This window comes from Vibrio sp. EJY3 (genome assembly GCF_000241385.1).
In the GTDB taxonomy this organism is placed as follows: domain Bacteria; phylum Pseudomonadota; class Gammaproteobacteria; order Enterobacterales; family Vibrionaceae; genus Vibrio; species Vibrio natriegens.
Genome location: NC_016614.1, coordinates 433,840 through 446,996, shown reverse-complemented (window position 1 = coordinate 446,996; position 13,157 = coordinate 433,840). Strand labels below are relative to the sequence as shown.

Sequence of the window (13,157 nt, the reverse complement as noted above, 5' to 3'; positions counted from 1 at the left end):
ATTGAACTAGCCTAAATTCCTTTCGAATCAGACATAATTCATATACTTACTCTTTCAAGTGTTTGGGAACACAATTTCAACTGAATACATACAAAAACGACCCTAAATTAGGATCGTTTAATGATGGGATTAAATGCATGCGTGAACAATTCAACACCTAACGGTGAGCTATGCGTTTACAGGAAACCACCCTGGCGTAGCGTTAATTACCTCCCATAATTTAGTTGGGATCTGTAACGCTTTAGCACTACTGGATGAATCTAACTGCATCTTGATTTCTGATTCCTGTCCAGTCTGAGCCATTTCAACCCAGTTAGGGTTCATCACCAAACTACGGCCAACCACTACCATCGGCAAATCCATTTTCACAGCCTCACGAGCTTCATCTGGCGTACGAATTTCTCCCGCTGCCATCAGAGGGATTCGTCCAGCAATCACTTCGACAAAACGCTCTGCGGTAGTTTTACCCGTGGTGTCTTCTTGAGATGTCCCTGAAAGGATATTGTATAAAGACGTGTGGAGGTAATCGATGTGACCTTCATTCGCTAACTGATCTGCAAGGGCTAATGCATCGTCAATGTGAAGCGCGCCTTCTCCAGGTTCTTCTGGCGAGATACGATAACCGAGCAGGAAAGGACGATCAGCATATTCCGAAATAACACGACGAACCTCACGAACCACCTCTAGAGGAAAACGCATTCGATTTTCGAGTGTGCCACCCCATTTGTCGGTTCGTTGGTTGAATAATGGTGAAAGGAAGTTCTGGATCAAAAAGCCGTGCGCTCCGTGCAGCTCAATGCCATCAAAACCTGCCTCAATAGCACGGCGCGTGGCTTCACCAAAGTCACGAATTACATCAAGTATTTCTTGCTCCGTTAATGCACGACTCGCCAGCTTCCCATCATTAAAAGGCCCTTTGGGCGCTGCAACGGCACTGGCGCTAACAAGTTCACCGTTTGGGATCAACTCTGGCACTGCTTTATTACCTGCGTGGAACAGTTGCAATACCGCTGTTGCGCCACCGCTTTTTGCTGCGCTAGCGAGTTTACGCAAGCTTGGAATAAAGCGATCATCATACGCGGCAAATTCATGAGTAAACCCAATGCCGCTGGGTTGCACGTGGGTACACCCCGTCAACACCAAACCGACCCCATGAGCACGCGATCGATAATACGCCAGTTCTTCATTAGAAATGGTTTCATCTTCATTGGATGACCAAGTAGTCATCGGTGCCATCACAACACGGTTTTTTAAGGTGATACCGTTAGCAAAAGTAAAAGGTTGAAATATTGGGTCAATCATTAGTAACTAAAACCTCTAATTACATCGTTAATCATTAAGACATTCATCAGCAATGGTATTAAAAATATTTTTCAGTGAGTGAGTCATTCTGTCTCGGATAACGTCACTACTTTCAAACAGACTTGTTCTTAAAAATCTGTGGATTGAGTTAAGCTTGCGAATTGCGACGTTTCAGCCAAGCGAGACACCAACGTTGGCGTCACAAAATCAATGGCATCATTGCCAATCAAAAGCTGTTTCGGTTGCTTTTCTATGTTTGCGACTCTCATGATTACGTTGGCTAATTTCGCTGGATCTCCTTGCTGCTGACCGTCCGCAGCGCTTAACAACTCTCGTGCGTGGCCGTAAGGTAAGTAATCCTCAATTTGGTTTTCACCGTAACTCGCTGATGAATCATTGAGAAATTCTGTACGGAAAAAACCAGGTTCAATCGCCGTAACTTGTATGCCAAATGGGGCAACTTCATCCGCTAAAGCGAGCGTCATCCCTTCAACAGCAAATTTTGATGCCGAGTAGAAGGTTGCATTTGCCACTGCTTTCACTCCAGCAATGGAAGATGTATTAAAAATACGACCACTGCCTTGTGAACGCATGATTGGCAGCACAGCACGCAAGACATTGGCCATGCCAAAGACGTTAGTGCCAAACTGCGCTTCTATTTGTTCTGAAGTTGCCTCTTCAAATCGTCCCAGTAAACAGTAACCGGCGTTGTTAACCAGCACATCAATCCGTCCAAAACGTTTGACTGCTTCACTTACTGCTTGTTGTGCCTGAGACTCGCTCGTAACGTCTAATTCCAATAGCTGAATTCTATCTGCTGGGGCGTCAGCAAACACTTCTCTCAATCGGTTCAAACTGCGGCCTGTCGCCACAACTTTATCGCCTTGTTCCAATGCGGCTTTAACAATATCTGTTCCCATACCACGGGAAGTACCCGTTACAAACCAAATGCGGCTCATGATGGCTCCTATTTGTTGCGTATGATTAGTTCCCGCGTACAAGTGTCTCGCCTGCTATTGCGGTTGCTAATGTAAAAATCCGGTCGAAAGTCACTCCTATTGCCGTTCTGGATAATGAGGAGTGACTCAGAAGCATGTTGTGATTTACATGAAATACGGCTTATCGGCGTCAGTATTCGGTTTATTTACACCTAGGTTCGCGCCAATGTGCAGATCTGGATTTACGATGACTTTAGCAATCAAATCACCGACACTCTTACGTGAGACGACAGTGCCTTTAAAAGGCTGCCCCTTCTCTGTGATTTCATAATCCACTTCGTCTTCGTCCATCAGCCAAGCAGGACGTAAGATGGTGTAATCTAAACCAGAGGCTTCAATGGCATCAGCAGCGCGGCGATAATACTTCAGCGGCTCACCGATAATGTTGTCGTTCCACTCACCAAACTCACCGGGGATTTCATCATAGATACCCAGAGACAGAACAAATATAAGTCGTTTCACGCCAGTTTCTTGCATCGCATCGATAACAGCTTCTGCTTGTTTATCTAGGTCATCACCGATTAGGTTGGCATAGACAATATCTTGGCCTGACATTGACGATTTAAGTAATTCACGATCGAGCACGTTACCCACTACGATCTGAGCTTGGGCCGGGTCAAATTCGGCTAATTTTTTAGGGTTTCGTAAGAACAACGTTTGATTAATTTCTGGTTGGTTAGTCAAAGATTTCACCACCCATTGCGCTATCTGTCCGCTGGCACCAAGAACAAGAACATTACTCATATTTAATTTCCTTTAATTTCTAAATAGGATTTAATATTTGCTTATTGCCTGAATTAAATTTGAGTTATGGAGATATTAATTGCTATCAACCATAACAACTCGGTATCGAGCTCCCTGAAATCTATACTTCACAACGTCCGCGTAATCTGGACTGTGATACCAGGCTAACGCATCCGACTTTGATGGAAACTCTAAAAGGACGACACCTTCCGGCCCTTGTCCTTCTAATGCTTGTTGACTTCCGTAAGCAGAAAGCACTTTTACAGAATGGCCATCAAGGGTAGGACGCACATTCTCCATGTACTTGTCCAAAGAACTCTGGTCCGTCGTACTCTCACGAGTAAAAATAACGTAAGTTGGCATAATGACGCCTCTCTGAAAAAAGATAGAGTGGTTAACACACAGATTCTTTGCTAGAAGAAACCTCGTTTGAGGAAGACGACCTAGCTTTTGTTCATAGCACCGACACAGAATTATCAGTGTCAGTGCCTAATCCATTTATCGATGATGACTATTTCAGCGCATCTTTGAAGAATGGGACCAGTTGAGATACGGCTTCGTCGACATACTTTGGTACGTCATACAGCGACATGTGGTTCGCACCTTCAATCACATACAATGTTTTATCTGCACTCGCCGCACGTTCAATCAAGTCGTCACTCATCCATTTACTGCCTGCAACACTGCCTGCAATCGCGAGAATTGGTTGAGTCAGAAACGCTTCTGCTTTGTGGTATGCGTCATAAGTAATGATTTGGTTTAGGTTACGTGTTAATGCAAAACCTGGTGCATTCGGATGCGCGCAACGTGGTGTGTGGTAGTATTCCCATGCTTCACGGAGCTCTTCATTTGGCGCATCTTCTTCACGCATCGGAGCAAGAGGAATAATCGCGAACTCACCACTACTTGCGTCCGTGGTTCGAGCGTTAGAGCCAAACTCTAAATAGCCCACTGCATCAGCGTCTTGGACATTGTTTTCCCAACCATTACGGAACATTTGGCCAATGTTAACTGCGCTTACCATGCCTAGGGCTTTGATTCGGCGGTCATTAATGGCTGCATTTGCACTATAGCCAGCACCTGCACAAATGCCCATAGCGCCAATTTTGTCATTGTCGACATAAGCCAGAGTGGTTAGGTAGTCAACGACCGCACTAACATCTTCCGTACTCTTATAAGGATTTTCCATCTGACGAGGCTCACCCGTGCTTTCACCTTGGTATGAGCGGTCGAACGCTACAGTGATTAGACCGTTTTCAGCCAGTTTTTTTGCATACAGACCCGCTGTTTGTTCTTTCACACCACCGCCTGGGTGTGACACAACGACTGCTGCATATTGCTTGCTTTCATCAAAGTCTTTCGGGAAATTGATGACGGCAGAAATTTCAATACCTTGACCATTTAGATTTTTGAAAGTGACTTTAGACATAACGGAATTCTCCTGTAGGGGTTAACTGTTCGTCATGGGATGACGTAAGCTTCGAGGTAATCTTAATGAATGGACTGTGTTTGATAAATATCGTTTTACCTACATGACTGTTTAGCTATACTTTACAAATGTTATTTTGCTAGGCTCTGAATATGCCAATTGAACCCTCTCTTGTTTCTTCGTTGACGTGGTTTGCACATGTTGCTCGTCATCGCAGTTTTACCAAAGCAGCCTCTGAAATGGGGGTAACGCGCGCAGCCCTATCACAACATGTCAAAGGGTTAGAGCAACAGCTACAAGTCCGTTTGTTAAATCGCACCACACGTAACATGTCGCTGACAGAGGAAGGCCAGCGTTTACTCGACATTTTGCACCCATCACTTATGAGTATTGAACAGGTTGTCAATGAGTTGAATGAATCTCATATTGAACCCTCAGGCTTGATACGGATAAGTGCATCTAGAACGGCAGCTAGGCTTCTTATCGAGCCACATCTAAACGAGTTTTTGACGCTATATCCCAAGATACGTTTAGAGCTGATTATGGAAGATGGCTTTACGAACATCGTCGCGGAAGGTGTCGATGTGGGAATCCGTTTGGGAGTCAGTTTAGAGGAACATATGGTTGCGGTTCCCATTACTCCCTCTTTAACAAATGCGATTGTGGGTTCCCCTTCTTACTTCAAGCAACATGGTATCCCCAAAAATCCAAATGACTTAGAAGCACACAACTGTCTCGCGTACCGATTCACCTCCAGTGGAACGATAGACCACTGGTCTCTGACATCACCAGGTCAAGAGAAACACACGGTCATTTATGAACCGAAAGGGAGTGCCGTGTTTAATGACGATTACAGTATGTTACAGGCCGCTATACAAGGGGTCGGATTGGTTAAGCACATTGATTTGTGGGTATTAAAACATTTAGAAGAAGGAGCATTAACGCGAGTCCTTACTCCTTGGTGTCGGCCTTTTCCCGGATTTTATCTTTACGTTCCTTCACGAGAGAACATGCCTAAAAAAATACGTGCCCTAATGGATTTCTTGGTCGAAAAACGTGAACTTCTTAAATCGTCACTAAAGTAATCCCTATACTAGGATTGTCTCTGATGAAGTTGCTGCACTGCGTCGGCGGTGCTTTTCGTATAGCATGTTGATCTGGCTTTCCTCACTACAGAACAAATCCGCGATTTACTCTCTCTCGCAGGCCAACACGAACGAACTGACATGCTCGAAATTGTTAAGCTATGTTTATCCACTGGTGCGCGTTGGAACGAAGCCGCACAATTAAAAGGCAGTCATTTTATGATGAACGGTGGCAACATTCTGGTTCTGCGCGACGTATTAGGCCATGCTGATATCTCGATGACAATGCGCTACGCACACTTCGCTCGCGATCATTTATCTAATGTAATTACCCGTAACCCTCTTAGCAATTTATAGCCTGTCGCCACAAAATTTTTTAGAGCTCTGTCGCCACTTTGTCGCCATTAGGCAAATTTAGGGCAAAAAAAGAGCCGCTAAATGCGGCTCTTAATTATTCTATTTTTCCGATATTCAGTCGATTTACTCTTTACCGAATACGTTGTTCTCTTGTTCTTGTACGCGGATGAACGTCGTGCGCTTCGTTAGCTCTTTAAGCTTTGCTGCACCAACATATGTACAAGTTGAACGTACGCCGCCAAGGATGTCCTGAATAGTGCCGTGAACACTACCACGGTAAGGTAATAGTACGGTTTTTCCTTCAGCTGCGCGGTACTTAGCCACACCACCTGAGTGTTTGTCCATAGCCGACTGAGAAGACATGCCGTAGAATTTCATGAAGGTTTTGCCATCTTTCTCGATAACTTCACCGCCTGACTCTTCGTGACCAGCCAGCATACCACCAAGCATAACGAAGTCTGCACCGCCACCGAATGCTTTAGAAACGTCACCAGCGCAAGAACAACCACCATCACCGATGATCATACCGCCAAGGCCGTGCGCCGCATCACCACATTCGATGATTGCAGAAAGCTGCGGGTAACCAACACCGGTTTTAACGCGTGTCGTACAAACTGAACCTGGGCCAATACCCACTTTAACGATGTCTGCACCAGCAAGAATTAGCTCTTCACACATGTCACCAGTAACAACGTTACCAGCAGAGATAACTTTGTCTGGGAATTCTGCGCGTACGCGTTCTACATACTCAACGAGGTGCTCTGAGTAACCATTGGCGATATCAACGCAGATGAAAATGAACTCATCAGAAAGTGCCATGATGTCTTTGGTTTTTTGGAAGTCTGCATCCGACGTACCGGTAGACACCATCACGTTGTTCAGCGTTGCTTTGTCTGCTGATTTCGCAAACTCCGCCCAATCTTCCACTGTGTAGTGCTTGTGCACTGCTGTCATTACACCATGCTCAGCTAACGCAGTAGCCATTTCAAAGCTACCAACCGAGTCCATGTTCGCTGCAATTACAGGCACACCAGACCATTGACGACCACTATGCTTGAATGTAAAATCGCGGGTTAAATTTACTTGAGAACGGCTTTTAAGGGTAGAACGTTTCGGGCGAAACAGTACATCTTTGAAACCTAACTTAAGTTCTTGTTCGATACGCATTGTGTAATTCCTTGATTCATATGTCTATGTGTCATCTCAGAGTGCGTAGTGAAGTCGTTGGCAGACGAGTTCACTGTTCTTCGGACACAAAAAAACCGGAGCGTTGGCAGACGCTCCGGTTTTCAGCATTATAGGCTGTGATTTATTTCCTACAAGTCTGATATTTGAAATTTTTTTGTGTTACCATCTTGAAAATCGCATATCAAAAACACCGCTAAAACCATCAATTTTTTTTCTTATTTAACAAATTCAACAAGTTAAAATGTCATGGCTCTCAAACGATTGCGCAAACCGTTGCGTCTCAGTGACCAGATTCAGACGTTTCATATCTCAAATCCATCAAATTCCACACGAGTAATAGCCTAATAGGCAGCTTGAAATACAAAGATTTTCACAAAATCGGACCAAAATTTCATGGATTCATGGCAAAGCGAAGCGTTTCTACGACATCACTGGCTAACAATCCTCGCTCTCCATATTGGTTCACATTGATATCCGCCGCGTGGCTATGGATCATGACGCCTAATCTGGCAGCGATAGAGATTGGTATACCTTTCGCCAGCAACGCACCAATAACACCAGAGAGCACATCTCCCATCCCTCCGCTTGCCATCCCCGGATTACCAGCCAGACAAACATACATTCGTATGCCATCATAAATGAGCGTCCCAGCGCCTTTCAGTACCACCACGCCACCAAAACGTTCGTGCAACTGCCTAGCGGCTGAATACCGGTCACGTTCAACGTCTTGCGTGGTCACATTTAACAAACGCGCGGCTTCTCCCGGATGTGGGGTCATCACTCGTTGGTTATCGCATACTAACGTTCCATCATAACGCTGGCTGAGCATCGCCAGTATATTCAACCCGTCGGCATCGACGACTTTCGGTTTATGCGGCTGAGACAAATATTGATAAGCTTGGTATGCCCACTCATCATCGCCAAATCCAGGGCCAAAAACTAACGCATCAGCCCATCTAATTCGCTTAGTCAGTTCATTTTCGGTATTCCGCAACTCATCAGCGGTAATACTTTGGCTCATCACTTCTGGGCAAGCGATTTGCAGTGGCATTAGGCTCGTTGGATGGGTTATCCCTGCCGTCAGTCCCGACCCACTGCGCACAGCAGCCGAAGCACAGAAGCGAATCGCGCCGGACATTCCGAGATTGCCACCGACACAAAGCAATTTACCGTTATCGCCTTTGTGAGCGGTTGGTTTTTGTGGAGGTAAAAGTCGAGGGATGACTTTGTGATCGATACCTAGTGCACTCTCCTCTTCTATAGAGTCAAACTCTACATTGACGCCCAAGCCACGAAAGTGCAATTCACCCACATGACTTCTCGCCTGGGCCGTCACTAAACCTTGTTTGACACCGATAAAAGTAACCGTGTGGTTTGCGTATATTGCATCACCTAACACAGAGCCCGTGTTGGCGCATAATCCTGAGGGAATGTCGACTGAAATGACCGGACACAGAATTTGGTTAATTTGCTCAATATAGCGGCGATACTCTTTTCTCACTTCACCGCTCAACCCTGTCCCCAGTATTGCGTCGATGATGACATCCGCTTCAAGTAATGCGGTGTTCCAGTCATCCCAGCTGCTGTTTTGGCCATCAACGGTTTGCCAATCTTCGTAAGCACAGCGAGCATCGCCAGTAAGTGAAGAAGTATCTCCAAGCTGAAATACCTTCACATTGAGTTGGGCTTGCTTAGCGAGAGAAGCAAAAACATAACCATCTCCACCATTATTGCCTTTACCGCAAACGACCAATACATTCTTTGCTCTGGGGTAGAGATGCAGAAATTGCTCGTAAACAGCCATCCCAGCTCGTTGCATCAAGCTATACATTGAAACGCCAGCCATCTGCGCAGCAATCACTTCACCATTTTTGACTTGTTCTGCTGTATAAAGTTTTAAAGCAAGATTAAAGTCCATAACCACATTCTTCGTCACAAGCACACAAAATAAGTATACAAAAAAGGCACCCAATGTGGATGCCTAATACAATTATTGATGCTGTGAGGGCGCTCTATGGCACACCGTGTCCTTTAGATGCAACCCAAACGCGATACCACTGTTCACGAGTCAACTCGATGTTTAATGCATCAACAGCCGTTTGAACGCGCTCAATCTTACCAGAGCCAATAATTGGGATTGGATTAGAAGGCAGGCGACGAACCCAAGCGTAAATCACCTGATCAATACTGGCCGCACCGACTTCCTCACGAATGGCTTCTAGCTCATTACGTACACGAACCGCCTGTTCACTATCGCCGCTGAAAATAGAGCCACCACCTAAGCAAGACCAAGCCATTGGACGAGTGCGCAACATTTGCATCTGATCCAACGTACCATCGTGCGCAACCTCAAAGTTTAGTGGGTTGATTTCCACTTGGTTTGTCACGAGTGGTTTGCCCAGACGCGATTGCAACAACTCAAACTGACGCGGCGTAAAGTTTGAGACACCAAAGTGTTTCACTTTACCCACTTTATGCAGCTCTGAAAATGCTTCTGCCACTTCGTCAGCGTCCATCAAAACGTCTGGGCGGTGAATAAGCAGAACGTCGATTTCGTCTACATTTAAACGCTCAAGTGAGTTGTTCACCGATTGGTAAATGTGCGCAGAACTCGTGTCGTAATGGTTGATTTTACGCTCTGGCGTTTTATCACCACATAAGTTGATATCACACTTGGTTACGATCTGAATGTGTTCACGAACGCTTTTGTCCAACTTTAACGCTTCGCCAAACAGTGCTTCACACTCGTAGTTACCATAAATATCGGCGTGATCAACCGTTGTAATACCTAGCTCCACATGTTGCTTAAGGAAGGTCAAACGCTCTTGAGCCGTCATTCCCCAATCTACAGCGCGCCAGTATCCTTGAACCAGTTCTGAAAATTCTGGGCCACTTGGTGCAGTCACTACTTTTGCAACCATTGGTTCTCTCCTTTATTTAATCTGCTTTCATCCTAGTCTTGTTTTCGCGCTGTCTCAACGGGTAAACTTTCGCAATTCGAACTGGAGTACGAAATATGTCTTTTGCCCAACGATTATCGACTTTAATTGGCGAAGAAAGCATCAGCGGGTTTGCACGCCGTGTTGAAGTGTCAGAAGCCTTGATTAGAAAATATTTAAAAGGTAGTGAACCAAGCCTAACAAAAGCGAACCAAATTGCGATGCGAGCAAACTGCTCTCTTGAGTGGTTGGCTACAGGGTGCGGGTACCTTTATCGCCGCGCTGAAGTGGTGGATTTGGAGGCGTATAAAGTCGCTTTTCAACACGTGATGAACGAAACACTGCCAGAAGATGAGCAAGAGATGCATCGTAAACTTATCGCTGGTTACCAATATCTGCGCTCACATAAAAAAGCAGATGGCTTTTTAGATGAGTCTGCGATGGCAACGTTTCTCTCATTACATCATGAGAACAAAAATCAGCAGGAGCCTAAAAGCGCGTAACTCGAAGCGTGATCATGTCACCATCACTATTCAGCGACACCGCCAAACTTGGAGACGCTGATTGAAACTCACTTGATCTTACCCACTGAATTCTCCGATTGGCTTCTGGTGGGTAACGATTCATCATTAAGATGACTTCTTTATCTACATCGTCTGCTGACTTATTTTTCAGCGAGCTAAGCACATCCATTTCTTGATCATCAAAATGGATACTTTTTATTACCAAGCCATCTTTTCTTAAGTTAAGAATTAGGTCATTCCAGCTCTGCCATTGGAATTGCGCCAAAAAAACAAATTCAGCCGTTTCCTGACGTAAAATAACTTCACCGTACAAATGCTGGTGATAGTAGCTAAATTCGTCTAAACAAAGCGTATCAACAGACGGTTCCGAATCGTTCCATTCGGTATCACACCGATACCAAAGGCCACCTTTTTGAATGGTGCTTTTTAGCTGACCCAAGGGTTGATCAGACAATACGCTGTGCCACCAATGATTATCCATCGCCAAGGTGGACTGCGGCAATAAAGCACTACAAAAGGAAATTAAGAAAAGGGATAAGAAACGCATTGGGTTTTATCAAGGCAGCAACAGTTGGCAAAACATTAACGTGGAATGAAAAATTATCAAGCAGGGTGCAACAAATAAACTCTAACAATTCAAGGTGACAGACATTAAGAAGGCGCACATTTCAAGTGCGCCTCTACCTCGTTACTCAATCGTGAGTGTGCGAATCGGGAAGTCTACAGATGCATCCCAAACTTAAAACGAGGAATTACCGTAGGGTTTGAATCCATCCAAATTGTGAGTAAAACGTCACATCCCTCCTTCTGAAGCAGTCATGTTGCTTTACACTTAAAGCATGGTTCATTTTTCTCAGAAAACAAGCTTTCTCTGTAAAAAAACAACGTGAGATATGAGATCAATAGCACAATATTTGCGAATACTATAGAGTCAGAATCTTTGAGCTACCAATAGTGGAAAGCTAAATTGCAACTTTGCCGATTAGGTCTAGACTCTTCCGGGCGTATAATTTCCTCCGTCCCATCAAACAGAAGCAGGAGAAACCGTTAATGACCAAGAGAGAGAGAATTGTGAAGTCTGTGTTAGCGCACGTGCCGAAAGATGCGATTAACCAGTTTATCTCTCGAGGGTCGACACCAATATCGGTTTTGTTAATGGCCGCTATCGTAGGCATACTTGCTGGCGTTGTCGGAACTTACTTCGAACATGCCGTCCACCTCGTTTCTGAAACTCGTACCGAATGGCTAAAAAGTGAAATTGGTAGCATGTTACCGCTATGGCTGGCAGCCGTACTTATTAGCGCCATGTTGGCTTTTGTCGGCTACTTCCTTGTTCACCGTTTTGCTCCCGAGGCTGCAGGTTCCGGCATCCCTGAAATAGAAGGCGCGATGGACAATATTCGTCCAGTCCGTTGGTGGCGCGTGCTACCAGTGAAGTTTTTCGGTGGTATGGGTGCGCTAGGATCAGGCATGGTGTTAGGCCGTGAAGGTCCAACGGTACAAATGGGTGGCGCTGTCGGTCGAATGGTGACAGATATTTTCCGCGTAAAAGATGACGACACAAGACACTCTCTGCTCGCTTCAGGCGCGGCCGGTGGCTTGGCCGCGGCGTTTAACGCGCCGTTAGCAGGCATCATGTTTGTCGTTGAAGAGATGCGCCCTCAATTTCGCTATTCATTGATTTCCATTCGTGCGGTGATCATCTCCGCCATCATGGCCAACATTGTGTTTCGGGCGATTAATGGCCAAGATGCGGTGATCACTATGCCTCAGTATCAGCCACCAGCATTACAGTCTCTTTGGCTGTTCCTACTACTAGGGGCTTTGTTTGGTGTATTCGGCGTTATCTTCAATAAACTCATCACCATCGCTCAAGATAGCTTTGTGGCTATCCACAAAAACGATCGTAAGCGTTACCTTATTACGGGATCGATTCTAGGTGGTGTATTCGGTTTACTGCTTTTATACGTGCCACAATTGACGGGTGGCGGCATCGCACTCATCCCCGACGTAACCAACGGGAACTACTCCATCACACTGTTAGTTCTGCTGTTTGTTGGCCGTGTTGTAACAACATTACTTTGTTTTGGCTCTGGTGCACCTGGCGGTATTTTCGCACCAATGCTCGCTTTAGGTACCTTATTTGGTTATGCATTTGGTGCCAGTGCAGAAGTGCTGCTACCAGCCCTAGATATTGAACCGGGCATGTTTGCGATCGCAGGCATGGGCGCCTTATTTGCTGCAACCGTACGTGCTCCAATCACAGGCATTCTGCTGGTTATCGAGATGACCAATAACTACTACCTTATTTTACCGCTCATCATTACCTGTCTGGGCGCAGTAATTATTGCCCAGTTACTAGGCGGACAACCGATATACAGTCAGTTACTTCGTCGTACGCTTAAAAATGACAAGCTACGTCAACAAGATCTACCAGAAAATCAAGCATCTTAAGCGTTTAGTCCCCTTTTCGCTCCAAATAATCTTTTATCCGGAAGGGTTGTTTGGAGCCGATTACCTGCTACTTTTGCATCTTTTACCAAATATTCGATACCAAACTCACAAAATTGCCATTCTATGATCGTTCCCCT

Annotated in this window: 12 protein-coding genes and 1 pseudogene; 4 read left to right on the top strand and 9 right to left on the bottom strand. The window is 45.4% G+C overall.

The features are described 5' to 3' along the window. Positions 1-168 precede the first annotated feature (168 nt). The 5 genes from VEJY3_RS17960 to VEJY3_RS17940 all read right to left on the bottom strand — a co-directional run bounded on the left by VEJY3_RS17960 (position 169) and on the right by VEJY3_RS17940 (position 4,473). The gene (locus VEJY3_RS17960) at positions 169-1,302 is read right to left on the bottom strand and encodes an NADH-dependent flavin oxidoreductase (RefSeq protein WP_014233832.1); all 1,134 of its coding nucleotides are present in this window, start codon (positions 1,300-1,302) and stop codon (positions 169-171) included. Between the two features lie 128 nt (positions 1,303-1,430). Further along, a complete protein-coding gene (locus tag VEJY3_RS17955) occupies positions 1,431-2,261 on the bottom strand; it encodes an SDR family oxidoreductase (protein WP_014233831.1) in 831 nt (276 codons plus the stop codon). Positions 2,262-2,405: 144 nt separating this feature from the next. Beyond that, on the bottom strand, positions 2,406-3,044 hold the full coding sequence (locus tag VEJY3_RS17950) for an SDR family oxidoreductase (RefSeq protein WP_014233830.1): 639 nt from the start codon (positions 3,042-3,044) through the stop codon (positions 2,406-2,408). Between the two features lie 75 nt (positions 3,045-3,119). Further along, on the bottom strand, positions 3,120-3,407 hold the full coding sequence (locus VEJY3_RS17945) for a DUF1330 domain-containing protein (protein WP_014233829.1): 288 nt from the start codon (positions 3,405-3,407) through the stop codon (positions 3,120-3,122). Between the two features lie 148 nt (positions 3,408-3,555). Beyond that, a complete protein-coding gene (locus VEJY3_RS17940; protein ID WP_014233828.1) occupies positions 3,556-4,473 on the bottom strand; it encodes an alpha/beta hydrolase in 918 nt (305 codons plus the stop codon). A gap of 152 nt (positions 4,474-4,625) precedes the next feature. Here VEJY3_RS17940 and VEJY3_RS17935 point away from each other — a divergent pair, with 152 nt between their 5' ends. Together VEJY3_RS17935 and VEJY3_RS17930 are read left to right on the top strand one after the other, a co-directional pair. Then, on the top strand, positions 4,626-5,558 hold the full coding sequence (locus tag VEJY3_RS17935) for a LysR family transcriptional regulator (protein ID WP_014233827.1): 933 nt from the start codon (positions 4,626-4,628) through the stop codon (positions 5,556-5,558). 72 nt (positions 5,559-5,630) lie between these two features. After that, positions 5,631-5,915: pseudogene (locus tag VEJY3_RS17930) on the top strand (hypothetical protein); the annotation flags it as partial. Positions 5,916-6,038: 123 nt separating this feature from the next. On the opposite strand, the gene VEJY3_RS17925 reads toward VEJY3_RS17930, so the two are convergent. The 3 genes from VEJY3_RS17925 to VEJY3_RS17915 form a co-directional block, all read right to left on the bottom strand. Then, positions 6,039-7,082 carry a GMP reductase gene (locus VEJY3_RS17925; RefSeq protein ID WP_014233825.1) on the bottom strand — a complete coding sequence of 348 codons (1,044 nt, stop codon included), beginning with the start codon at positions 7,080-7,082 and terminating at the stop codon, positions 6,039-6,041. 412 nt (positions 7,083-7,494) lie between these two features. Beyond that, entirely contained in the window at positions 7,495-9,021 is a 1,527-nt protein-coding gene (locus tag VEJY3_RS17920) for a bifunctional ADP-dependent NAD(P)H-hydrate dehydratase/NAD(P)H-hydrate epimerase (protein WP_014233824.1), read from the bottom strand. A 94-nt stretch (positions 9,022-9,115) separates the two neighbouring features. Further along, a complete protein-coding gene (locus tag VEJY3_RS17915; protein WP_014233823.1) occupies positions 9,116-10,024 on the bottom strand; it encodes an aldo/keto reductase family oxidoreductase in 909 nt (302 codons plus the stop codon). Positions 10,025-10,119: 95 nt separating this feature from the next. Between VEJY3_RS17915 and VEJY3_RS17910 the strand changes: the two genes are divergently transcribed. Next, positions 10,120-10,545, top strand: coding sequence for a transcriptional regulator (locus tag VEJY3_RS17910; RefSeq protein ID WP_014233822.1), 426 nt, complete (start codon positions 10,120-10,122; stop codon positions 10,543-10,545). Here VEJY3_RS17910 and VEJY3_RS17905 read toward each other — a convergent pair. After that, positions 10,532-11,020, bottom strand: a complete 489-nt coding sequence (locus VEJY3_RS17905; protein ID WP_237708194.1) for a hypothetical protein — start codon at positions 11,018-11,020, stop codon at positions 10,532-10,534. The two genes, VEJY3_RS17910 and VEJY3_RS17905, sit on opposite strands and share 14 nt — an antisense overlap. Before the next feature lie 596 nt (positions 11,021-11,616). Between VEJY3_RS17905 and clcA the strand changes: the two genes are divergently transcribed. Next, positions 11,617-13,020 carry a H(+)/Cl(-) exchange transporter ClcA gene (clcA, locus tag VEJY3_RS17900; protein WP_014233820.1) on the top strand — a complete coding sequence of 468 codons (1,404 nt, stop codon included), beginning with the start codon at positions 11,617-11,619 and terminating at the stop codon, positions 13,018-13,020. The last annotated feature ends 137 nt before the right edge of the window (positions 13,021-13,157 follow it).

Excerpts from the sequence above, each read along its gene's own strand:
- VEJY3_RS17955 (WP_014233831.1), bottom strand. The coding sequence starts at position 2,261 with ATGAGCCGCATTTGGTTTGTAACGGGTACTTCCCGTGGTATGGGAACA.
- VEJY3_RS17915 (WP_014233823.1), bottom strand. The coding sequence starts at position 10,024 with ATGGTTGCAAAAGTAGTGACTGCACCAAGTGGCCCAGAATTTTCAGAA.
- VEJY3_RS17950 (WP_014233830.1), bottom strand. The coding sequence starts at position 3,044 with ATGAGTAATGTTCTTGTTCTTGGTGCCAGCGGACAGATAGCGCAATGG.
- VEJY3_RS17925 (WP_014233825.1), bottom strand. The coding sequence starts at position 7,082 with ATGCGTATCGAACAAGAACTTAAGTTAGGTTTCAAAGATGTACTGTTT.
- VEJY3_RS17910 (WP_014233822.1), top strand. The coding sequence starts at position 10,120 with ATGTCTTTTGCCCAACGATTATCGACTTTAATTGGCGAAGAAAGCATC.
- VEJY3_RS17945 (WP_014233829.1), bottom strand. The coding sequence starts at position 3,407 with ATGCCAACTTACGTTATTTTTACTCGTGAGAGTACGACGGACCAGAGT.
- VEJY3_RS17960 (WP_014233832.1), bottom strand. The coding sequence starts at position 1,302 with ATGATTGACCCAATATTTCAACCTTTTACTTTTGCTAACGGTATCACC.
- clcA (WP_014233820.1), top strand. The coding sequence starts at position 11,617 with ATGACCAAGAGAGAGAGAATTGTGAAGTCTGTGTTAGCGCACGTGCCG.
- VEJY3_RS17940 (WP_014233828.1), bottom strand. The coding sequence starts at position 4,473 with ATGTCTAAAGTCACTTTCAAAAATCTAAATGGTCAAGGTATTGAAATT.
- VEJY3_RS17935 (WP_014233827.1), top strand. The coding sequence starts at position 4,626 with ATGCCAATTGAACCCTCTCTTGTTTCTTCGTTGACGTGGTTTGCACAT.
- VEJY3_RS17920 (WP_014233824.1), bottom strand. The coding sequence starts at position 9,021 with ATGGACTTTAATCTTGCTTTAAAACTTTATACAGCAGAACAAGTCAAA.